Annotated in this window: 21 protein-coding genes; 7 read left to right on the top strand and 14 right to left on the bottom strand. The window is 52.3% G+C overall.

The window, feature by feature from the left end; genetic code table 11:
- The first annotated feature begins 49 nt into the window (after positions 1–49).
- On the top strand, positions 50–1,513 hold the full coding sequence (locus MKO97_RS09015) for a TonB-dependent receptor (protein WP_241102885.1): 1,464 nt from the start codon (positions 50–52) through the stop codon (positions 1,511–1,513).
- Here the strand turns inward: MKO97_RS09015 and MKO97_RS09010 are convergent, their stop codons facing one another.
- Entirely contained in the window at positions 1,514–1,951 is a 438-nt protein-coding gene (locus tag MKO97_RS09010) for a nuclear transport factor 2 family protein (protein ID WP_241102884.1), read from the bottom strand.
- A gap of 90 nt (positions 1,952–2,041) precedes the next feature.
- Between MKO97_RS09010 and panB the strand changes: the two genes are divergently transcribed.
- The 4 genes from panB (at position 2,042) to MKO97_RS08990 (ending at position 5,446) form a co-directional block, all read left to right on the top strand.
- Positions 2,042–2,860, top strand: coding sequence for a 3-methyl-2-oxobutanoate hydroxymethyltransferase (panB, locus tag MKO97_RS09005; RefSeq protein WP_241102883.1), 819 nt, complete (start codon positions 2,042–2,044; stop codon positions 2,858–2,860).
- Positions 2,861–2,996: 136 nt separating this feature from the next.
- Positions 2,997–3,695, top strand: a complete 699-nt coding sequence (locus MKO97_RS09000; protein ID WP_241102882.1) for an RluA family pseudouridine synthase — start codon at positions 2,997–2,999, stop codon at positions 3,693–3,695.
- A gap of 40 nt (positions 3,696–3,735) precedes the next feature.
- Positions 3,736–5,067, top strand: a complete 1,332-nt coding sequence (locus tag MKO97_RS08995; RefSeq protein WP_241102881.1) for an aldehyde dehydrogenase — start codon at positions 3,736–3,738, stop codon at positions 5,065–5,067.
- Position 5,068: 1 nt separating this feature from the next.
- Positions 5,069–5,446 (top strand): response regulator, encoded by a 378-nt coding sequence (locus MKO97_RS08990; RefSeq protein ID WP_241102880.1) that lies wholly within the window; start codon positions 5,069–5,071, stop codon positions 5,444–5,446.
- 115 nt (positions 5,447–5,561) lie between these two features.
- Here MKO97_RS08990 and MKO97_RS08985 read toward each other — a convergent pair whose 3' ends face one another.
- The 3 genes from MKO97_RS08985 to MKO97_RS08975 all read right to left on the bottom strand — a co-directional run bounded on the left by MKO97_RS08985 (position 5,562) and on the right by MKO97_RS08975 (position 7,785).
- On the bottom strand, positions 5,562–5,885 hold the full coding sequence (locus MKO97_RS08985) for a type II toxin-antitoxin system PemK/MazF family toxin (RefSeq protein ID WP_241102879.1): 324 nt from the start codon (positions 5,883–5,885) through the stop codon (positions 5,562–5,564).
- Positions 5,876–6,121, bottom strand: coding sequence for an AbrB/MazE/SpoVT family DNA-binding domain-containing protein (locus tag MKO97_RS08980; RefSeq protein WP_241102878.1), 246 nt, complete (start codon positions 6,119–6,121; stop codon positions 5,876–5,878). Before MKO97_RS08980 ends, MKO97_RS08985 begins: the two co-directional genes overlap by 10 nt.
- Positions 6,122–6,249: 128 nt before the next feature.
- The gene (locus tag MKO97_RS08975) at positions 6,250–7,785 is read right to left on the bottom strand and encodes a YifB family Mg chelatase-like AAA ATPase (RefSeq protein ID WP_241102877.1); all 1,536 of its coding nucleotides are present in this window, start codon (positions 7,783–7,785) and stop codon (positions 6,250–6,252) included.
- Between the two features lie 168 nt (positions 7,786–7,953).
- Between MKO97_RS08975 and MKO97_RS08970 the strand changes: the two genes are divergently transcribed.
- Positions 7,954–8,430, top strand: a complete 477-nt coding sequence (locus MKO97_RS08970) for a hypothetical protein (RefSeq protein WP_241102876.1) — start codon at positions 7,954–7,956, stop codon at positions 8,428–8,430.
- Positions 8,420–8,623, top strand: a complete 204-nt coding sequence (locus MKO97_RS08965) for a helix-turn-helix transcriptional regulator (protein ID WP_241102875.1) — start codon at positions 8,420–8,422, stop codon at positions 8,621–8,623. The genes MKO97_RS08970 and MKO97_RS08965 overlap by 11 nt, the downstream gene beginning before the upstream one ends.
- Positions 8,624–8,631: 8 nt before the next feature.
- Here the strand turns inward: MKO97_RS08965 and MKO97_RS08960 are convergent, their stop codons facing one another.
- The 10 genes from MKO97_RS08960 to MKO97_RS08915 all read right to left on the bottom strand — a co-directional run bounded on the left by MKO97_RS08960 (position 8,632) and on the right by MKO97_RS08915 (position 21,860).
- Positions 8,632–10,476: a CocE/NonD family hydrolase gene (locus MKO97_RS08960; protein ID WP_241102874.1), complete on the bottom strand. Its 1,845-nt coding sequence runs from the start codon at positions 10,474–10,476 to the stop codon at positions 8,632–8,634.
- Positions 10,477–10,509: 33 nt separating this feature from the next.
- Positions 10,510–12,543, bottom strand: coding sequence for a cytochrome c biogenesis protein CcdA (locus tag MKO97_RS08955; protein WP_241102873.1), 2,034 nt, complete (start codon positions 12,541–12,543; stop codon positions 10,510–10,512).
- Positions 12,536–13,846 (bottom strand): tRNA lysidine(34) synthetase TilS, encoded by a 1,311-nt coding sequence (tilS, locus tag MKO97_RS08950; protein WP_241102872.1) that lies wholly within the window; start codon positions 13,844–13,846, stop codon positions 12,536–12,538. Before tilS ends, MKO97_RS08955 begins: the two co-directional genes overlap by 8 nt.
- Positions 13,847–13,869: 23 nt before the next feature.
- The gene (locus MKO97_RS08945; RefSeq protein ID WP_241102871.1) at positions 13,870–15,084 is read right to left on the bottom strand and encodes an acetyl-CoA carboxylase biotin carboxylase subunit family protein; all 1,215 of its coding nucleotides are present in this window, start codon (positions 15,082–15,084) and stop codon (positions 13,870–13,872) included.
- Positions 15,071–16,516 (bottom strand): M17 family metallopeptidase, encoded by a 1,446-nt coding sequence (locus MKO97_RS08940; protein WP_241102870.1) that lies wholly within the window; start codon positions 16,514–16,516, stop codon positions 15,071–15,073. The genes MKO97_RS08945 and MKO97_RS08940 overlap by 14 nt, the downstream gene beginning before the upstream one ends.
- A complete protein-coding gene (locus MKO97_RS08935; RefSeq protein WP_241102869.1) occupies positions 16,516–17,649 on the bottom strand; it encodes an alpha/beta hydrolase in 1,134 nt (377 codons plus the stop codon). Before MKO97_RS08935 ends, MKO97_RS08940 begins: the two co-directional genes overlap by 1 nt.
- Positions 17,650–17,776: 127 nt before the next feature.
- Positions 17,777–18,232, bottom strand: a complete 456-nt coding sequence (locus MKO97_RS08930; RefSeq protein ID WP_241102868.1) for a thioredoxin family protein — start codon at positions 18,230–18,232, stop codon at positions 17,777–17,779.
- A 90-nt stretch (positions 18,233–18,322) separates the two neighbouring features.
- The gene (locus MKO97_RS08925) at positions 18,323–19,060 is read right to left on the bottom strand and encodes a M15 family metallopeptidase (RefSeq protein ID WP_241102867.1); all 738 of its coding nucleotides are present in this window, start codon (positions 19,058–19,060) and stop codon (positions 18,323–18,325) included.
- On the bottom strand, positions 19,060–19,836 hold the full coding sequence (locus MKO97_RS08920) for a DUF4846 domain-containing protein (protein WP_241102866.1): 777 nt from the start codon (positions 19,834–19,836) through the stop codon (positions 19,060–19,062). The genes MKO97_RS08925 and MKO97_RS08920 overlap by 1 nt, the downstream gene beginning before the upstream one ends.
- Entirely contained in the window at positions 19,833–21,860 is a 2,028-nt protein-coding gene (locus tag MKO97_RS08915) for a hypothetical protein (protein WP_241102865.1), read from the bottom strand. The genes MKO97_RS08920 and MKO97_RS08915 overlap by 4 nt, the downstream gene beginning before the upstream one ends.
- Positions 21,861–21,871: the final 11 nt, after the last annotated feature.

Below are 21,871 nucleotides of genomic sequence, written 5' to 3'. Positions count from 1 at the left end.
AAACCGCGAATTTGTTAACTTTGGGCATTAATTGCGTATTGATAAAGGAATGAGCATCGAGATCAAACTCAAAGGTGATAAAGTCATCGAGACGATTCCGTCTACCAAGGACAAAGCCCTCCGGATCAACCTGAACGAAAACATCTACGGGACGTTTGCCGAAATCGGTGCCGGACAGGAAACCGTGCGTCATTTTTTCCGCGCTGGTGGCTCCTCCGGAACCATAGCGAAAGCGATGTCGGCCTATGACAAAGATTTCAGTGACGCGATTTACGGCGAGGAAGTAGACGGGCGCTACGTTACCGAAAGCCGCCTCAAGAAAATGCTCGAACATGAGGTCGCGCTGATTGAAAGACGCCTCAAACGCGAAAAACATCCGAACAAACTGTTTTTCAGCTACGCCAATACGGTCGCCACGATCGATTTCGCCAAACAATACAAAGGCCACGGATGGGTCGGCATCAAATACCAGATCGAACCTGACGAAGATTACAACGAAATCATCATCCACATCCGGTTCAGGGAAACCGATGCGCGCCTCCAGCAGGAAACGCTTGGTATACTGGGTGTCAACCTGATCTACGGCGCGTTTTACAAATACAACGACCCGAAGAAATTACTGCGGTACCTCTACGACCACCTCGACAAAGACCAATTGGAGATTGATACAATCAATTTCGCTGGTCCGCGTTTCGCCAACGTCGACAACCGTCTGATGTCCTTGCAACTCGTCAAGAACGGTATGACCGATGCGGTGATGTTCGGTCCGGACGGACAGAACGTATTGCCCGCCGCCATCCTTTACAAAAAGAACATCCTGGCACTCCGCGGCAGTTTCCGTCCGGTGACGAAAGTCAATATGGACATGTACGAGAAGTCGTATCAGATGTTCCTGCAGGAAAACAAAGTAGAGAAAGACAATACGCTGGTGATTTTCGAGATCACCCTGTCCAACCTCCGTTCAGAAGGCGAAATCGACGAACGCGACTTCATGGATCGGGCGGAGCTTCTGTGTTCTCTTGGCCAGACGGTTATGATATCGAACTTCCAGGAGTACTTTAAAGTAGTGGAGTACTTCTCCAACTACACCAAAGCCCGCATGGGACTCGCGATGGGTGTCAACAACCTGGTCGATATCTTCGATGAAAAATACTACCGTCACCTCAGCGGCGGCATCCTGGAAGCGTTTGGAAAACTGTTCTATCGCGACCTAAAAGTATTCCTCTACCCGATGTTGGGCGAAGAGGGCGAACTCATCAATTCGGAGAACCTCAAGGTGCATCCGCGTATGAAAGAGCTATATAAGTTCTTCAAGTTCAATGGAAAAGTGGTCGATATCGAAGAGTTCGATCCGGGTCACCTGAACATCTTCTCACGTGAAGTGCTCAAGATGATCACCCGCGGTGCCCAGGGTTGGGAAGCCATGTTGCCGGAAGGTGTGGCCGAACTCATTAAAGAGCACCACCTCTTTGGGTACGAACCCAACAGTATTCCCGAGCAATTGACGTCCTGATTAGTTGTGGCGGGTATCCGCCAAATGCAGGATTTTCCAGCCTCCAGCCGTCCCTTCCTTTACCAGTGTAAATGAATCGACGCCCCCGTGGCTCCGTTTCCCATTGACGTAAAAGTCGTAGGTGACCCAGGCGTGGGCCAGGCTGCCATCGATGTCGATCTTCCAGGCCAGTAGCCGCTCTTCGAACACCACGCCTTCCGGAATGCCGGCTATGGCTGCCAGCATTTCTTTCGCCGTCTCGGTGGTCACCACAGGGCCTTTCGGCGTTTCAGAGATGGATTGTAATGCGAGTTCTTTGTGGAAAGCGCGCCGCATTGCCACCGTATCTTTGGCATGGAACGCGACGAAGAAATCCGTTACGGCCTGTTCCACTTCCTGCTCCTGGGCCGATGCCAGTGCTACCATGGCCAGTGCCATGCAGGTAAAAATCGCTTTCATGGGAGATGTTTGGCTATACGTCACAAAATCGCGCGCGGCGTTACCATCCACAAAACATTCCGTACTTTTACCTCTCGAAAAACAGAACGTATGTCGGTTGCCAAAAAAGATTACAAACGCGTCACGACCCGCTCGCTGATTGAAATGAAACACAACGGCGAGAAAATCTCGATGCTCACCGCCTACGATTTTACCATGGCCCGCATCGTCGATACGGCCGGTGTCGATGTCATCCTCGTGGGGGATTCCGCATCGAATGTCATGGCCGGACACGAAACGACGCTGCCTATTACACTCGACCAGATGATCTACCACGCCTCGGCCGTCGTACGCGCCGCACAACGGGCGCTGGTGGTCGTCGACCTGCCGTTCGGCAGCTACCAATCCGATCCGAAAGAGGCACTTCGGTCCGCCATCCGGATCATGAAAGAAAGTGGCGGGCACGCAGTTAAACTCGAAGGCGGGGCTGAAATCAAAGAATCCATCAAACGCATACTCAACGCCGGTATTCCGGTTATGGGCCACCTGGGGCTCACTCCCCAATCGATCTATAAATTCGGTACCTACACCGTCCGGGCGAAAGAAGAAGCTGAAGCCGAAAAGTTATTGGAAGACGCGAAAACACTCGAAAAACTGGGTTGTTTCGCGCTCGTACTTGAAAAAATACCGGCGCAGTTAGCCGCGAAAGTGGCAAAAGAAATCACGATTCCTGTCATTGGAATCGGGGCAGGCGGGCATGTCGACGGCCAGGTATTGGTCATCCACGACATGCTGGGGATGAACAACGAGTTCAGTCCGCGCTTCCTCCGTCGCTACCTCAACCTCTACGACCAAATGACGGGGGCCATCGGACAATATGTTGCCGATGTGAAAAGCAGTGACTTCCCGAACGAAAAGGAACAATACTGATTATTTTTGCATGGAATGGTTTGGGCGTTCCCCTCGGCACCTCGTCTCCTCTCACTTCAACCTCCATCGGCCTCGGGTCGGGTCATCCGCTATAGCCCCTCCTACCGTCGGGGGCTGCCGCTTCTACCCCTAACGCATGAAACTACGGTCAGATAGCCACAACCTCCAGGTTTTATATGAAGATAACCACCTGATTGTCGTCAACAAACGGGTGGGTGACATTGTGCAGGGCGACAAAACGGGTGATACGCCCCTGAGCGATGTGGTAAAAGCTTATATCAAAGAGAAATACCAGAAGCCAGGCGAGGTATTTTTGGGCGTGGTGCACCGCCTTGACCGCCCTACCACGGGAATTGTGGTGTTTGCGCGTACATCCAAAGCGTTGGAGCGACTGAATGCGCTGTTCCAGAAACGGGAACTTTCGAAAACCTACTGGGCCGCGGTCAAAAACCGCCCTACCCCACCCGATGGGTCGCTGACGCATTACCTGACCCGCAATACGAAAAGCAATACGGCAAAAGCCCATACCAAAGAGGTTCCGGAAAGCAAAAAAGCCCTGCTCGACTACCGCACCCTGCACCTCCTCGAACATTACACCGTTTTGGAGATCGAGCTGCACACGGGTCGGCACCACCAGATACGGGCCCAACTTGCCGCTATCGGCTGCCCGATCAAAGGTGATCTGAAATACGGCGCCGACCGCAGCAATCCCGACGGCGGTATCCACCTGCACGCGCGCCGGATTGCCTTCACACATCCCGTGTCAAAAGAACCCATCACGCTGGTAGCACCGTTGCCCTCCGATCCAATCTGGAACGCGTTGAAAGCCGATTGAGGTTAGGGGAAATTCGTTATATTTGAGGATACTCCGACTTATGCACTCGAAATACGACATCGCGCATCGCAAACGCACCCTCGAACGTTTGTTAGGGGCGATAGAAGCCCATGAACATGAGATTGTCGAAGCGCTGTACCACGACTTTCGCAAGCCGGCGTTTGAAGCCGTTGCGACCGAAACCGGTTATGTGTTGGGCGTGTTGCGGAAAACGATTCGAAACCTCGAGTCGTGGGCCCGGCCGGAGAAGGTGCGTTCGTCGCTGCTGAATTTCCGTTCTTCCGATTACATTTATAAAGAACCATACGGCAAGGTGCTGATCATCGCCCCGTGGAACTATCCGTTCCAACTGGCGATGGCGCCCCTCATCGCCGCTATTGCCGCGGGTAATTCCGTGGTGCTGAAACCCTCTGAACTGGCACCCGACACCTCAGTGCTTGTTGCCAAGATCGTACGTGAAGTGTTTGAAGTCGAACATGCCGTAGCCATCCTGGGGGGACCCGCCGTAGCGGAAGACCTGCTCCGGAAACGCTGGGACTATATCTTCTTCACTGGCAGCACCCGTGTGGGGCACCTCGTCGCCAAAGCGGCAGCCGAGCACCTGACTCCGGTAACGCTTGAATTAGGCGGGAAAAACCCTTGTGTGGTAGACGCATCCGCTGACCTCGCCCTAACGGCGCGGCGTATTGTTTGGGGAAAATTCCTGAACGCCGGACAAACCTGCATCGCACCCGATTACATCGTGGTCAAGTCGCACATACGACGGTTATTGGCCCACGAGATGAAGAAAGTCATCATCGAAATGTACTCCGCCGATCCGTCAAAGTCGCCTGATTTCGCGAGAATCATCAACCTTGACCATTTCGACCGACTCACAAAACTGATAGACGCAGACAAAGTCGTTTTCGGTGGCACGACCAAACGCGAGGAACGCTACATCGCGCCCACGTTGCTACTCGAAGATGATCTTGACAGCGAACTAATGAAAGACGAAACCTTCGGTCCGCTGCTTCCCATCCTGGAGTACGACACCGAAAAAGATCTCGACCGCATTCTCGGACGTTACGGGAAGCCCTTGGCTTTCTATGTCTTTACTGACCATCGCTCGTTTGCCGAGGGCTTGATCCGAAAATGGTCGTTTGGCGGTGGCGCCGTTAACGACACCATTATACATTTCAGTAACGACCGGCTGCCTTTTGGCGGTGTGGGTGCTTCCGGAATGGGCGCCTATCACGGTAAACGCAGCTTCGATACGTTTAGCCACCACAAACCTGTGGTGTATCGACGTAAGTGGCCCGACGTCGACCTTCGCTACCCGCCGTACGGAACCAAAATCAAATTGTTGCAACGCCTTCTAAAATGGATTTCCTGATATGAATACCGACACGCTGCGCATCCTGATTGTTGACGACAATGCTATCAACCTGATGCTGATGAAAACACTGCTGAAATCCATTACGCCGCAGGCCGAAATTTCGGAAGCCCGCGACGGCGAAGCAGCAGTATCGTTTACCCGCATACAACAACCCGACCTCATCTTTATGGACATTCGCATGCCCATCATGGACGGGCTTGAGGCAACGCGCACCATACGACGTGAGGTGACCGGTAATGCCATTCGTATCATCGGCCTGTCGGCAGCCAACACCGAAGAGGAAAAACGCCAGGCGGTAGACGCCGGTATGGACGACTATCTCGTAAAGCCTGTGGGCCGGGCCGATATTGAGAGCCTTTTAGCCGAGCGGGCGTAATCATCCCAACCATCCTTCCCGATCCAAACTCCGGTATTGGATGGCTTGCAAAGCTAGATGCGTTAATTCGTATGGGAAGTGGAACGGTGGAAGCGCTGTTGTGTGTGGTGGGGATTTAGTCTACAAATGTTTCCCGCAACACTTCTTTAACTTTTTTGAACTCTTTTTCGGATAAGTCCCCTAGCACTTTTACAATTCTCCGCCTGTCGACGGTGCGAATTTGATCAAGCACGATCCATCCTTTTTTATTTTCATGACGCACTTCAACCCGCGTCGGATAGGATTTCGAACTGCTGGTCATAGGGGCAATAACAATTGTCGTAAGATATCTGTTCATTTCATCCGGAGAAATGATGACACAAGGACGTGTTTTTTTCATTTCACTTCCGATTGTTGGGTCAAGATTTACTAAAACAATCTGATATTGACTTACCTCCATTCTTCAAGATTTTCGTCTTCGAAAACATCGTCGACCAACAAATGATCATCACCGTTTTCGTTCATTTTCTTAAAAGCGTGCTCCCAACCCGCCCTTGGTTCGGATTTAGGCTTTAGAATGATGTAGCCTTTTTCCAGAATCAGCTCCACTTTATCTGTGATGTTGTATTTTTCCAGTAGGTTTTTCGACAAGCGAATGCCCTTCGAGTTTCCGATGGCGATTACAGATACATCCATTTTGTATATTGCTTTTGTATATACAAAGTTATTACTTTTTTCAATCCGAAGATGCCCATTCTTCAGCCAAAAAGTAACGCAAATTTCTCGCCCATGGGATTTGCGACAACCTATAATTACATTTGTGGCTACCCCAACCACCCCTCCCGATCCAAGCTGCGGTATTGAATCGCTTCGGCGATGTGTTCCGGACAAATCGCTTCGGCAGCCGCCAAATCGGCAATAGTCCGTGAGACCTTGAGGATACGGTCATACGCCCGGGCGGAGAGATTGAGACGTTCCATGGCCGCTTTCAATAAGCCTAATGACGCGTCGTCGAGTTTGCAGTATTCACGAATCAACCGCGTCGACATTTGCGCGTTGTAGTGCACGCCATCAACCGTAGCAAACCGCGCAGATTGTCGTTCTCGGGCGGCGGTCACACGCTGGCGGATTTCAGAACTGCTTTCGGCCTTTCGCTCGTCCGACAGTTTCTCAAATGGAACGGGCGTCACTTCAATATGGATGTCGATGCGATCCAGCAACGGGCCGGATATTTTTCCCATATACCGCTGCATTTCCTGCTGTGAGGTCGTCACCGGCGCGTCGGGGTCGTTGAAAAAACCACCTGGACTCGGGTTCATGCTCGCCACCAACATAAACGAGCAGGGATAGGTAACCGTAAATTTCGCGCGTGAAATCGTCACTTCGCGGTCTTCCAGCGGCTGCCGCATCACTTCGAGCACTTCCCGTTTGAATTCCGGAAGCTCATCCAGGAACAGAACCCCATTGTGTGCCATGGAGATTTCTCCCGGTTGCGGGAAGCTCCCGCCGCCTACGAGGGCGACGTTCGAGATCGTGTGATGCGGACTGCGGAAGGGCCGCTGGTTCATTAAGCCGGCTTCTTTTACTTTGCCGGCTACGCTATGTATTTTCGTTGTTTCAAGTGCTTCGCGGAGGGTCATCGGCGGCAGTATACTGGGCAACCGCTTCGCCAACATCGTCTTTCCCGCCCCCGGAGGCCCGATCAGTATCAGGTTATGGCCGCCCGCTGCCGCGATTTCCATACAGCGCTTGATGCTTTCCTGTCCTTTGACATCCGAAAAATCAAACTCCGGAAAATCGAGGGTGCGGTAAAACTCGGCCCGTGTGTCGATAACCGTCGGTTCCAACACGCCTTTTCCTTCAAAAAAGTCGATCACCTCCGTAACATTCTCAACTCCGTATACGTCGAGTCCGGCTACGATGGCCGCCTCGTTTACATTCTGTTTAGGCAGGAAAAAACCCTTAAATCCATCTTCCTTGGCCTTGATCGCAATCGGGAGCGCACCGCGAATCGGCTGCAGGCTTCCGTCGAGCGACAATTCCCCCATGATGATATAGTTCCCGACGTCTTCCGAAGGTATCTGCCCAGACGCCGCCAGAATGCCAATCGCCAGCGTCAGGTCGTAAGCCGACCCCTCCTTACGCATATCGGCCGGCGCCATGTTGATGGTGATTTTCTTCCCCGGAAGGGCATACTCATTGTTCTTCAACGCCGCCGCAATCCGGAAACTACTTTCCTTGACTGCATTGTCGGGGAGTCCGACCAGGTGGTACCCAATTCCTTTATCGATATTGACCTCGACCGTGATGGTCGTAGCCTCTACCCCAAAAACCGCGCTTCCAAAAACCTTTGTCAACATGTGACGAAGATAGAGAGGCCAAACGGGGTGATTTTACGGTTTTTCCGTATCAAATCTTAAAATTTCAGTACCCGATTTTTCACTAAATGTAAAACAAACCATTCCTAAAGTAAAAAATATTTGTCCATATGTAAAATATACTTTACATTTGACAAAAATTCAAAAACGATGAAAACACATTTTTTGTTTCCGGCCTCGTATCGCCGGGTGGGTTGGGTCCTTCTCGTTCCCGGACTCGTATTAGGTAGTATCATGATGGGATTCGACGCCCTGAACGAGGTCGCCGAGCTTCCTGTCTTTGCCATTTGGGATGACGGTATCCTTTCGCCTCCCGTAATCATGGGTCTCACGCACAATAACATCATTGACGAAGTCGCTGTGGTGCTAATCGTCGCGGGCGGAATGCTGGTGGGTTTCTCCAAAACCCGGGACGAAGACGAATTTATTGGCAGTATACGCTATGAAAGCCTCGTTTGGGCAATGTACGTGAACTTCGGTCTTGTACTCGTTTCCACGTTGTTCCTTTATGGCATGGCGTATTGGTATTTCATGCTGCTGAACATTATCGGCATGCTGGTGTTTTTTGTCTGTCGCTTCCATTACAAACTCTACCAACTCAGAAAATCTGACCGCGATGAAGAATAACCTCAAAGTGTTACGGGCCATGGCCGACATCTCGCAGGGCGACCTTGCGGAGAAAATCGGGGTAAGCCGACAAACCATCAATGCGATGGAGAAAGGCAAATACGTGCCGTCGACCGTGCTGGCCTTAAAGCTGGCGCGGTTCTTCGGGAAGTCGGTAGAAACAATCTTCGAACTCGACGAAACCGATGGGTAGCGACGAGCTTATTTCAATACCGTAAACTCGATCGTCGAATTTCCGAACAGGCGGTGCAACTGTTTTTTAAACGCTTCCGGTTCGGCATAAAAGATGTTTTCGACGTAGGTCTGCGGATTGCGGTCGATCAACGGGAACCACGTACTTTGTATCTGTATCTGTATACGATGGCCCTTTTTGAAGGTATGGAAGACGTCCTGCAATTTGACATCGACTTCTGTAGTTTGGTTGGGCACGAAGGGCTTCGGATTGGAGAAGCTGTCACGGAAGCGGCCGCGCATCACTTCACTCCGCACCATCATGTGGTAATTGCTCATACGTAAGTACGGCGCCACTTCTTTTGTTTCGGGCTCGTCAGCGGGGAACACGTCGATGAGTTTGACGATCCAGTCAGCATCGGTGCCAGTAGTGGCGACCTGCAGTTTGGCAAGGATGTCGCCGGCCAACGTCACATCTTCCTCTAGTACGGGCATATCGAACACCAATACATCCGGACGACGCGCGGCGAAACGCTGGTCATCGGTCATGTATTTACGCGGCGTGAGTCCTTTTTGCTGGATGTCTTCAGTAGACGGAACCGGGCGGTTAGGGTCGGACACGAATTCCATCGTGGTAAACACAACGGGCGTTTCCCGCGACAGCGACCCGCCGTCGAGAAAATACTTTTCCTTCTGTGTAGCCTGTGGCGGCCAACTGTCAAAGGTCTTCCACTCTTTGCGACCGGTGTCAAACACATAGGCTTCCGGCAAACCACTGGGGCCTTTCCCGCCTTCCTTTAGAAAGTGGCGGAAGAACTTCGCTTCGATATTCTCCTGGAAAAACTTCGAAATGTCCTGGCCGAAATTGATATTGCCGATAATCTGCTCGGGGTTGTTTCGTGCCCAGTCACCATGGCTCCACGGCCCCATCACTAATGTATTATAGGTCTTACTGTACTTTTCAACCGTTCTGTAGCTGTTGAGGGGGCCGTATAAATCCTCGGCATCAAACCATCCGCCGACAAACATGACCGCCGGCTTCGTGTTTCGCAGGTGCTGCAACAGGCCGCGTTTCTGCCAGAAGTCGTCGTAGTTTACATGCGTCTTCAACTGCGCCCAAAACTCGTCGTCGGGTTGCAGGTAGGTATCGAGGTTTTTAAGCGGGCCAATGTCGAGAAAAAACTGGTAGTCGTCTTTGGAAGGCACTTTAGGGAAAGAAAACCAATCGGCGGTTGTCCGTTCTTTTTTCTGCGGACCAAACAGCGGGGTGACTTTCCAATAACTCAACAAATAGGCGCCGTTGTGGTGGAAGTCGTCAAAGAAGAAGTCTGAAATACAGGCCTGTGGTGAGACGGCTTTCAACGCCGGATGGCTGTCAATCAGCGAATACGAAGCATAGAAACCCGGATAGGAAATGCCCCAAATACCGACATTACCGTTGTTATTCGGTACGTTTTTGACGAGCCAGTCGATGGTGTCGTAGGTGTCCGATGCCTCATCTACCTGCGATTTACTCTTTTTATTGGGGATGTAGGCGCGCATGTTATCGTACGTACCATCGCTCATGTAGCGACCGCGGACGTCCTGGTACACTATAATATACCCTTCCTTCATCATAGTCGCATCCGGCCCGATGCTTTTCGGGAACTGATTCGGACCATAAGGCGAACAGTCGTATGGCGTGCGTTGCATGACCATCGGGTATTTCACCGACAGGTCTTTGGGCGAATAGATGACGGTGTAGAGTTCGGCCCCGTCGCGCATCCGGATGTGGACTTCTCGCTTTGCATAATGATCCGCGACGTAAGAATCGCTGTTTTCCTGTGCCCTCAGCAACGAAGCCGATAAAAGGGCGATAACAAGCAGTTTTTTCATAGAGGCAAAAAACCCGGCAACCGCCGGGCCTGTTTATTTTGTAAACTTGGAAATACCGTCTTTCATCCAGTTGTAGTACTCCTCGATGTTGGGTGTATACGGAATCGGTGTATTAAGTGGCTTTTCATCCAAACCAATTAAAACGTAGTACGGACGCGTGTTGTTTTTAAACCGTTCCAATTGGAAATCCGACCATTTGTCGCCAATCGTTACGATTTCCTTTCCTGTTTTCGACACATACCGCTCATTTTCCGGAAGGTCTTTCCGCCAGTCGCCGTAAAGCGAAATCAGCACCACATCCTCTTTCAGCATTTTAAGGATGCGGGGATCCGACCATACCTTCGTTTCGGTCAGGCGGCAATTGGTGCAGGCTTTTCCGGTAAAATCGATGAACACGGGTTTCTTCACTTTCCGGGCGTAGGCCAGGCCTTCTTCGTAGTCTTCAAAAGAAACGATGTCATACACGCCATACACCGCATGTTCCGGCAGTGCCTGTTTGCTTTCGCCTCCTGATGATACGCCTCCTAAGCCATTCGGACTTTCACTGTACGTCGGTGGTGGCGGAAACGCACTGATGAGCTTCAGCGGGGCGCCCCAAAGGCCGGGTATCAGGTAAATAGTGAAGGTTAAGGAAATCAAACCCAATACCATTGAGGTGACCGACACATGTGAGCGGTTATCATCATGCGGCAGTTTGAGTTTGCCAAAAAGATAGAGCGTCATAGCGGCAAAAATGGCGATCCAGAAGGCGATGAAGACTTCACGCTCGAGGATGTGCCACTCGCTGACGAGGTCGGCATTGGAGAAGAACTTAAGGGCAAGGGCAAGCTCGACGAAACCGAACACGACTTTAACGGAATTCAGCCATCCTCCCGACTTCGGCATATTCGACATCAGGCGGGGAAACAACGCAAAAATCATGAAAGGCGCGGCGAGTCCGAGACCAAGTCCAAACATGGCAATCGTAAGCAGCCACGCACCGCCGTCTGTTGACAATACCGTTCCAAGTGTACCGCCAAGTGCGGGGCCTGTGCAGGAAAACGAGACGATGATCAGCGTCAATGCCATAAAGAAAATCCCGGTGACGCCGCCCGAATTCGACGCATTGTCGACGCGGTTGGCGAGACGGCTCGGCATCGTGATCTCGAACGCCCCGAAAAAGGAAATGGCAAAGACCACGAAAATGAGGAAGAAGAACAGGTTCAGCGGCACATTCGTGGAAATGTCGCTGAATATGCCCGGATCGAGTTTTTCGAAGATGTGGAAAGGTACCGAAATCAGGACGTAAATCAGCACGATAAAGGCACCGTAGGTAAAGGCGTCGAATTTTCCTTTTGCTTTATTCGACGTCCGCTTGATGAAAAAACTCACGGTCATCGGAATCATTGGAAACACGCAGGGTGTAAAGGTCATCACTACGCCACCCAGCAACGAAAAGATGAAAATGAGCCACGGGTCTTTTTTCTCTCCTTTGGTCGCGCTCCCGGTTACAGCTTTTGTCTCAGTGGGCGAACCTGCCGGAGTGGCTTCGGCGACCGTATCCGTAGACGTTACTTCCGTAATAGTGTCCGTTGCACCCGTCAGCGGCGGTTCGATTGCGGGAGCCGCCGTCTGCCCGGCATCGGTGGGAAGGGTAAACGTAAAGTTTTCTTTATCGTTGATACAGCTTTCCTGACAAACCTGATAATCGACCAGGGCTGAGATCGTGGTAAGTCCGGGTTTCAGCACCTTTATCTTTTGCCGGAGTACGAGATTGTGTTCAAAAAACGTCTCATCCACTCCAAAGACATCGCTGTATTTTTTGATGGTTTTGCTTTCAGTCGTCTTTCCTATCAGTTGGTAGCCTTTCCCGGCGCCTTTAAAGGTCACGATCATCGGAAGCGAGCCGTTCTCGTCGGTGAACTGGGAATACACGTGCCAGCCCTCGTCAATCTTCCCTTCAATCACCAACACGATCTCGCCTGAGGCGGATTTTTCGGTGCGGGAACTCCATTTAACGGGTTTTATCTGGGCCCATGAAGCAAGCGAGACCAGAAGGAACAACAACAAAGTGCCAATTCTATTCATTGGGTAGGTATGAAATTTTCAAAATATCACGGGTGGTTTCGTCGGCGGCAAAGCGCGCATCCTGACGGTGGCCGACAATCCAGACGAGATCGTTTCCCGAAAGCAGCAGCCTTGTTTCCTCTTTATCAACCAGCGAGAACTTCTCGTCTTTGAAGTACTTGCTGACTTTCTTACGTCCTTCCATCCCCAACGGATACAACACATCGCCTTCGGTCCATCGCCTGAGCGTCAGCGGCCAACGTAACCGCGACCGGTCGACAAATATACTCGTATTTGACCGTTCGCCCACCGAATCGACCCGCGTAAACAATAGTTTAACAGGATTGTCGACCGTTGTGATATTTTCACTGATCGACACTTCAGGTGCGGCTGACGGTGCCGGTGTGACGATCAGCACATCGCGGTCTTTCAACAACCGAAACCCCGGTACCAGGACGTATTTTCCGGAAGGCGCGTCGACCAAACGGTAAATATCCGGCCAGGCCGTAAAGCCCAGCGGTTTGAGCCATTGGTAGAGATAGGCATCGGCATTCGGCAACCGTTTCAGTTCGGCGAGGGCAATGATCTTCCGGTCGCCATCATCGGTCACCACTTTTCGGTAGACGATACGGGCGGCGTCATCCACAAGCGACTGGGCCTGCGTCAAATGCGCGAGCGTATCGGCAAACGAGGAGAGAAACGAAGGATTCAGCGACTTGAGTACCGGCGCCAGGTTGTGACGGATGGTATTTCGAAGGTATACATCGGTGGCATTGCTCGCATCTTCCCGCCAGGTTACGTTATGTTCCCGGGCGAATGCTTCGATGTCTTCCCGTGAAAACGGCAGCATCGGACGGATAATGTTTCCGTTCTGGGCCGGAATGCCGGTAAATCCGTCCAAACCGGTGCCCCGCGTCAAATGGATCAAAAAAGTTTCCAGATTGTCGTCGGCGTGATGGGCGGTAAGGATGTAATCGTAGCCTTCCCGTGCGGCCAACTCCGCAAACCAGTCGTATCGCAACTGGCGCGCTGCCACCTGGGTCGACAATCCGTAGTCGGAGGCGAAGGCCTTCGTATCGAATCGTTGGAGGTAAAAAGGAAGCTGTCGGTCTTCGGCGAATCGCCTGACGAAGTCAGCATCGTCGTCGCTGTCAGCGCCCCTTAAGGAGAAATTGCAATGCGCAATCCCGATGTCAAGGCCGGCATCATGTGATAAAACGGCCATGACCATGGAATCGACACCTCCCGATACCGCCAAAAGCAATCGCTTCCCTTCCAAAAAAGGAAACCGTCTCTGGAGGTGCTGGCGGAAGGCTGACAACATTCCGTAAAGGTACGGAAAACCGTTTAGTGGAGGTTCTTTACCTGTGCCTGCGCCACCACAGTCGCATAGTCCCGAACCAGTCGGTCCGCGTATTTATCGAGTAGTTCCAACACCCTTTCGTGGGAATCTGATTTTACGATAAGTCCGGCATGGTATTCCAATGGCACCCGGAACCACACTTCCGGATCATCGAACGACGACAGGTCGGGATGCTCGAACTTCGACAAGGTCAGGACGATGCCCGCGTAGCCTTTCTGCACTTTCGGCAATTTGTATTCGGTTCCTTTGACGAGTGAATCCTCGATGGCAGCCCATTCGGCCCAAAGGTTGATACCTGACGCAGCTTCGACCATTTCCGCGAGGTGCGCCCCTCCTACCCGCGACGAGGTTTCGAGGAAGTAAAACTTACCGTCTTCTTTACACTTGATGTATTCAGAATGCGCGGCGCCGTGCTTGAGGCCGAAACCTTTGATCACCTCGGCGTTGATCTTTTTGAGGGCTTTGTCGTCATCCGAATCGTAGGGCACGTTGGCCGAACGGAAGATGCCGCCTCCCTGGGAGATTTCCATCGGGGTCGCCAGATAACGCGACGAAACCACAAACTGGATCTTCCCGTCGAGGATCAGCGAATCGACGTGGTAAACGTCGCCCGGGCGGAATTGTTCTACGAGGTATTTAAAGCGGTTGTTACCCAACTCGGTAATATGCCGCCACAGGCTTTCTTTGTCGTAGACCTTGATGATGCCCGACGCCGACGCTTCCGAACGGGGTTTCAGCACCCATGGCGCGGGTACGCTATCGGCAAAGTCGTTCACTTCGTGGTCGTTGAACAGCGCACAGAACTTCGGATTGGAAATACCGCAGCTTTTCGCCCGCATGCGCATGGCGAGTTTGTCGCGGAAATACCGTCCGGTTGTCTGGCCCATGCCGTCGATGCGGAGGTTCTCACGCAGGTAAGTAGCTTTCTCTACGTCAAAATCATCCAGTGCGACGATGGCGTCGACCTTGTGGTTCCGCATGAGGTTGCTGACGCCGAGGAAGAGGTGTTCAAGGTTCCAGTCGGTGTCCTGTCCTTCCATAAAGAAAATCTCATCGATATATTCGAAAGGCCAGGGTTTGTCACGCAGTTTTTCCGAGGTTACGAGAAAAACGGTGTTTCCTTTCTTTTTAAGGTTGACCAGGAAGGCCGAACCTTTGAAATAATTCGAGATGCAAACGAAGGTTTTATGCGCCGCCATATCCGTGATTTTCGATAAATGTAGTTAATAATTGTACGCCGTATGCCGTGGCGTGCTTGCTTTTGCCGAACTCGTCGTCGCCAAACGCAACCCCGGCGATATCGAGGTGCGCCCAGGCCGAGTGGCCTTCCGTAAAGAACTCAAGAAACTTGGCTGCCGTGATGGCACCGGCTGTGGGTTTGCCGTGGTAATTCTTCACATCGGCAATGTCGCTGTCGATGTCGGGTTTGTACGCGTCCCACAACGGCAGGGGCCATATCCGCTCGCCTGTGGTTTCGCCTGCACCGCGGAGCTCCATTTCGAGTTCGACGTTGTTCGTGAACAGCGCACCGCATTCGTAGCCAAACGTGGCGACGCTGCTGCCGGTGAGGGTAGCGATATCCACGACCGTGTCGGGTTTGTAGTTCTTAAGGAGATACGACAATCCGTCGGCCAGGATCAGGCGTCCTTCCGCATCGGTATCGATTACTTCGATGGAATGCCCGCTGTAGCTGCCAATGACGTCGCCCGGACGAAAAGCCGACTTCCCAATCGCATTCTCACAAGCCGGTACGATGGCCGTGACCTTTACGGGAAGCTGCAAGTCGGCCACCAGACGCATCGTTCCCAGCACCGCAGCGCCGCCGGCCATATCCGATTTCATGAACACCATTCCGGCTGTCTTGATATTGAGTCCGCCGCTGTCAAATGTAATCCCCTTCCCTACCAGACCGATATGACGGGTTTTGTCGTTCGCAGTCGGGGGCGTATATTCCATTATAATGAACTGCGGTTCGTTCGCGCTACCCTGCCCCACGGATAGGAAGGCGTCGAGTTTTGCTGCCGTGGCTGCCTCGCGGTCAAGTACGGTGGTACTGAACCCGAAGCGTTCACCCGTTTCCCGTGCCCATTGGGCCAGGTAGGTCGGATTTACGACATTAGGAGGCAGGTCGACCAATTTGAGTATCTCGAGTTGGGCGGAGGCTATTTTGCGGGCCTTTTCGGCAAGGGAAGCATAGTCTTTTTTAGCGATGACCGTCAGGTGGAAATCGGCTTCAAACGGATGGTTTTTCGGTTTGCGGAAATGCCCGGGGTTGTAGGTGCCCAATACAATGCCTGCAAAGATGCCCAGCACCTGGCTGTCGTTCAAACCGTCAGGCAATACGAGTGCTACGTCTCCTTTGAGCAATTCGGGATTTCGGGAGATCACCCGTCGGAACATGGTACGCACGTCTTTAAAGCGGGCCTCTTTTCCCAAACCGATAAAGAGGTGCAGGGAATCGTATTTGGCCGCCAGATAGGACGTATCTTTTTTGCCGTAAAACACATCGGCGGGAATGCTGACGCCATGGAATTCAATCGGAACGAGGCTTTTCTCATTCGTTTCAAACACCGGGATGAGCAGTGTGCCCGTGAATTGCAGGTCAAGTTGTTCGTGTGTCGTGATCTTCATTAGTCTCTAGTGCTAAAAAACAACCATTCGATGGCTTTCGGGAACTCGTCGCTCCAAAAGGTTTCATTGTGCTTACCGAACATGTTGATGCTCAGTTTGATCCGGATGTGGCGTTCGAGTTCCGAATTCTCGGTCATGTTCTTCTGGAACCGCTTGACGTGGCGTACCATGGTCGCACTTTCGTCGCCGCCGGCATACAGGTAAATCTTCATGTCGTGTGGCTCGAAGAAATCGAGTTCGGAGAAATTGATTTTCGGGACGACCCAAAGGGAAGGCGAAAAAATCATCAACTTACCATACACTTCCGGATACATGATCCCGGCGAAGATACTTACGAGTCCACCCATCGAACTTCCTCCGATGCCGGTGTATTCCTGTTCGGGTTTGGTGCGGTAGCGTTTATCGATATACGGCTTGAGCGTCTCGGTGATGAAGCGGATGTATTTCTTTCCATCGCCCGCGCCCAACACGGTCTTTCCAACGTTATATTCTTTAATGCGGTCCTGTTCGGCATGTTCGACGGCGACCACGATGATCTTGCCGATTTTATACTCCGACATGACCGCGAGCTTTTTGTCGATTTCCCAGTTACCGTACTTTGCCTGCTCGTTGAACAGGTTCTGGGCATCGTGCAGGTACATGACCGGATAGGTTTCGGTCGACGTTTCGTAGTCGTGCGGCAATAAGGCCCACACGCGGCGTTTCTTCCCGAGTTGCGGCATGTCGAACTGGTCGGAGATCAACTCGACTTTCGGCAGGAAATGATTGCGGAACGGCAACCAGTTCTTCCGCCATTTGTCGACGTGTTCGCGGCGGACGCCCTGGTGCTGGCGACACGACCGGTTTTCGGTACGGTTGCCATAGCGGTCGATTTCCACTTCACTCCAGTCGCCTTTGGTGAATTTGTAAAGCAATTCATCCGGATAGGCAAAATCGTCGGGGAAGCGGAAGTGGTAAAGGCCGTTTTCGATGCGTTCCATCTGGAAGCGCTCGTCCTGGGTGTGCCAGTTATTGAAGTTACCGGATATGTAGACCGGACGGATGTCGTCCTCATCGGTCGTCAATACGATGTTCAGTTGGGGTTCGTCGAGTTCGTCGGGTGCTGACGAGGGCTTGTTTTTGGCGGTCTTCATGTACAAAACAACCGTGGTTTTGATCAAAAAAGTAAAAATAGTCGTTTGGATGGTTCCACAAAAGAAAAACCCGGTCGTTTCACCGGGAATTATCGATTTTTGAAAAACGACGGGTCGTTATTGCGAATCATTTTGCGGCGTAGGACCGTCGTCCCATCACGCCCAGTTGCTGGATGAAATCACGGGGCGACTGGTCTTTGTAGATGCCGGTTTTCCCGAGTGTCTTCCCGTCTTTTCCCAATACAACGACGTACGGGAAAAATCCATCCTTATTATAGCGTTCTACCAACAGCAGGTTGCGATCCGCCTGGGCGTCACTCACTTTATCCGCGGCGTTCTGGGCGAAATCCATCTTTACCAATACATAGTCGCCGGCTGCTTCCCGGAACTCGGGCGAATCGAATACCACGGTATCGAGTTTGGTGCAGTTCTCACAGCCTTCGGAAAGGGTGAAATACAACAACACTTTCTTGCCTTGGCGGGACGCATCGCGAATGGCACGATCTACGTCGGAACCCCAGGATTGCGCCTGCATCATGGTGGAGGCCGCAAGTGTAATGAATAAAAGTACAGGCGTTTTCATAGCACTGAAAATATACCCTAAATGTAATAGGATTTTTATTCGATGCCCTTACATCCACATACTATTTTTTTAACAGGATGGTACCGATTGTTAATTACGGGACAATAGCTCGGGGCGGTATTCGAAATGCATGGTATCAAAGTGTGTCCAACGGCCGCCCCAAATGAAGCCGTGCTTCTCAAAAATCGCGACCAGCGCCAGAGGAATCTTGTTGCGGTATGGCGGTACACGCTTCTCGTCCTGGCATTTACATTCCCATTGCCAATAATGGGAATAGGCCACAGACAGGTCGATGGTCATTCCGAAACTGTGCGCGCTGAGGCGACGGGTACCGGCAATGGGACGCCAGTTGAAAGTACCGGCTATTCCGATGAGATAGGGTTTGAATTCCGGATGCCGGTCTAACTCCGCCGAAAGCCTCCGAAAGGCCTGGTCGACGCCTTGTGCCTTCGTTACCCGGATGCGGGCGCCCACCAATTTAGGGCACCAGTCGATAGTGACCAGTTGCCGCTCTACTTCCGCTTTGGAATCTCCGTATAGTGTACGGAAAAAGGCGTCGTTGCGGATGCGGCCCGCGTCGTTACGGGTTTTGCCGTCGATGGGATAGGCATACCGAAACATGTCTTCTATATCCGGATGGTCGAGGCATTCTTCGGCTGTCTTCTTCTTTCCGTCGTCATACATGAGCGTAGTACCATCGCGAAACAGCAATTGGTTGTCTTTGTATCCCACTATCGATTCGGGATAGGCATCGATGAGTCGCTGCACGGGCACTGGCGTCGTGGGATTTTGGCAGAGCGCCAGCAGGAGGGCCAGCCAGTGGAACATCAGAAACGTTTTAGGTCGGTAGAACGGAAGGTCCATTCCGGGGTGACGAGGGTTTCACCAAAATCATCCGGATACCAGGCGCTTCCGGTTTTGGACTGCGGATTGTAGAGCACCTGGGCCTCCTGGGCCGGCATGTAGCTTTGCGCCAGCAGGAACATCTTGCGCCCGGATGTATTTATTGCTACATCGAGCACGATCACGGCATGACCCGGAAAGCCACCTTTGATGAAGACATCGCCGGGTGCCAGGTCGGAAAGGGGTACTGACTTCAGTTCTTTTGACAGGGAAGCGGTTCCGGCATACATAAAAACGGCTTCGAGGTACTTCCAATAGCTGCCGCGGCTGTCGGACGGCTGGGCTGTTTTCTGCCACGAGACGCGATTGCCTTTCACCGCGATGCGTTCGCCCTTACGCCAACGGCTGTAGTCGGCGCGGAAACCGTTGGTGAAATTGAAATGGATCTCGTCGTAGCGGCCTTGCGAAAAGAAGTAATCGGCACGGAGGCGCATCACGGCATCGGCACACTGGTGGAGGTCGCGTTTGCCGATGGGAAGGTCGATAACCGCGGCATACACGCCATCGTTGGCTTTTGGGGTTCCGTCATAATACAGTACCGCGCTGCCTTTGGGCTTTAACGGTAACTGTCGGAGAAACTGGGCGAAGGAACCGGCGGGCGCCCCTACCCTTTTATAGCCTAATGGCGGTGAAAAACGCTCCGATACGGTGTCGTTGACATTACACGTTAGGACACATAAAAGGAGCAGCCACTTCGTCATACCATGCCGTTGTATTTGCGGATGAACCATTCGGCCCCGAAGGCCGCGGCAATCAGCACGAGTAAGGTCGTGAAGTCGATCAGCGGGATGCGGCGCGTGATGGCCTTTTCGATCGATTTGTAGGAGGCATCGGTCAACAGGCTTTCGATCAACGCATCTGCCTGTTGCGGCAGGAAGGTTTGCCCTTTGGTTTGGGCGGCCAACTGCTTCAGCTTGGGATAATCCGGGTTTACGAATTGTTTCTCGATGTCGAAGTCGAGGATCTCGAAACCGGCGCTGTAGGTCTTACCTGAATTACTTTCCTTGACCGTAAACGAATACGGCCCGGCGGCAAAACCATCAAGGTTGACTTTGAACGCATTTCCGCCGCGCACCATATCGTATTGGGTGGTCTTTTTCGTCTTCCGGTTGGTCAGGGAAATCGAAAGGCGGGCCTTTTCGTCAAATTCATAGTTCTTATTAAAGTACTGGGCCGTGATTTCGATGGCATCGCCTGAATTGTAGAAGCGTTCGTGGTTGACCACCAGCGATTTCTTCGTGTCGTTTGACGCCAGGAACTGGATGATCTTATCGGTAAACACATCGAATTTCTCAAAATCGTTGTGGTCGACGTGGTATTGCAGGCGCCACTTCCAGAAATTCTCGCCCAAGAGGAAGGCCGTCCGTTTGCCTTTGTCGTCAGAAAAACAGAGCAACGGCATGCCCGTGTCGATGTTGCGGATATTCGACTTCAGCAACACATCGACGTTTCCTTTCACCTTCACCGTGCCAAACGGTTGTTGCAACGGTGGGAAACTGGCGAATCCGATATCGTCAACGGCAAAAAGGTTGAACTGGGGTTCGTAGGTGGCGAGGTAATCTTCGCGCTGGGAGGTCATACGAAACTCGAGCGCCGATTGCTGCTGGTTGAGCAGGTTGAAGTCGGTGTCGCCACCGGTGATAATAAACGTGTTGGTGCCCGACTTCTTCAACGCCTCGTAAACCGACCGGAAGTTGGCATCGGGCTGGTAGAGGATGACGACGTTATAGCCTTGCAGGTTTTGCGCATCGCCCGGTTTCAGTATCGTCACTTTGCGTTGCTGGTTCGTTTCGATGGAACGCTTCAACGCCCCCAGATCGGGATGGTTGAGTTTGGCGACGAGTGCGATTTCAGAACGCTGGTCGATGACTTCGATCGCGAACTGTTTGACGTTATTATACGTGTTCTTTTCGCTTTCTTTCGACGTCAGTTGAGCACGGAAGACCTGCAGGCCGGTTTTGTCGGCGGGTAGCAACAGGTTTACGACGGCGGAACGCTTTTGGGGCGAAAAATCGACGGTCTGTTTGTTGAGTACGTTGTTGCCCTGGGCGACGCTGAACGACGCGCTAACCGACTTCGTGCCGGAATATTGCAGGAATACCTCTACCGGGAACTGGTTTTTGTGGAAGGCGTAGCGGTTGACGTTCAACTGGGCGATGCGCAGGTCGAGGAACTGGGTGGTATCGCCCAACACCAGCGGATAGACCTTAGCGTTAGTATCGAAGGCATAGACATAATCGTTGCCTTCGGTTTGGTTGCCGTCGGAAATCAAAACCACCGGATAGCTGCGGTTGCGGTTGATGCTTTTCAGGCTTTTGGCCACTTCTTCCAGGTCCGATTGGGGTCCTTTGAAATCAAGGGTGTCCACCTGATTCATGTCGCGGTCGAACTGATACGGCTGCACCTCGAACCGTTCGCGAATGCGGCGGTCCCCACTCAGTTTTTCATAAAGCGCACGTGCGGTTTTATCGGCTTTCAGATCGGCAATGGAAGCCGAGTTATCGACGACCACCGGCAGTGGTGTCTTCCGTTCTTCGTAGGTAGTGCGGGTAATGCGTGGGTTCACCAGCAGCAGCAACAGGCCGAGCACGCCGACGAAGCGTAGGAAAGCCAAAAGCAGGTGCGTCTTCGACCTGCTTTCGACCCTAAAGAAATATTGGTAATAGGAAATGGCAGCTGAGGCCACAACGGCCAGCAGAAGCAACCCTATAGAACTTGCGTCCATGCTGTATAGCG

Source organism: Flavobacterium sp. HJ-32-4 (assembly GCF_022532105.1).
GTDB lineage: Bacteria > Bacteroidota > Bacteroidia > Flavobacteriales > Flavobacteriaceae > Flavobacterium.
The sequence above is the reverse complement of the archived record's forward strand: the minus strand, read 5'-3'. Positions and strand labels throughout refer to the sequence as shown.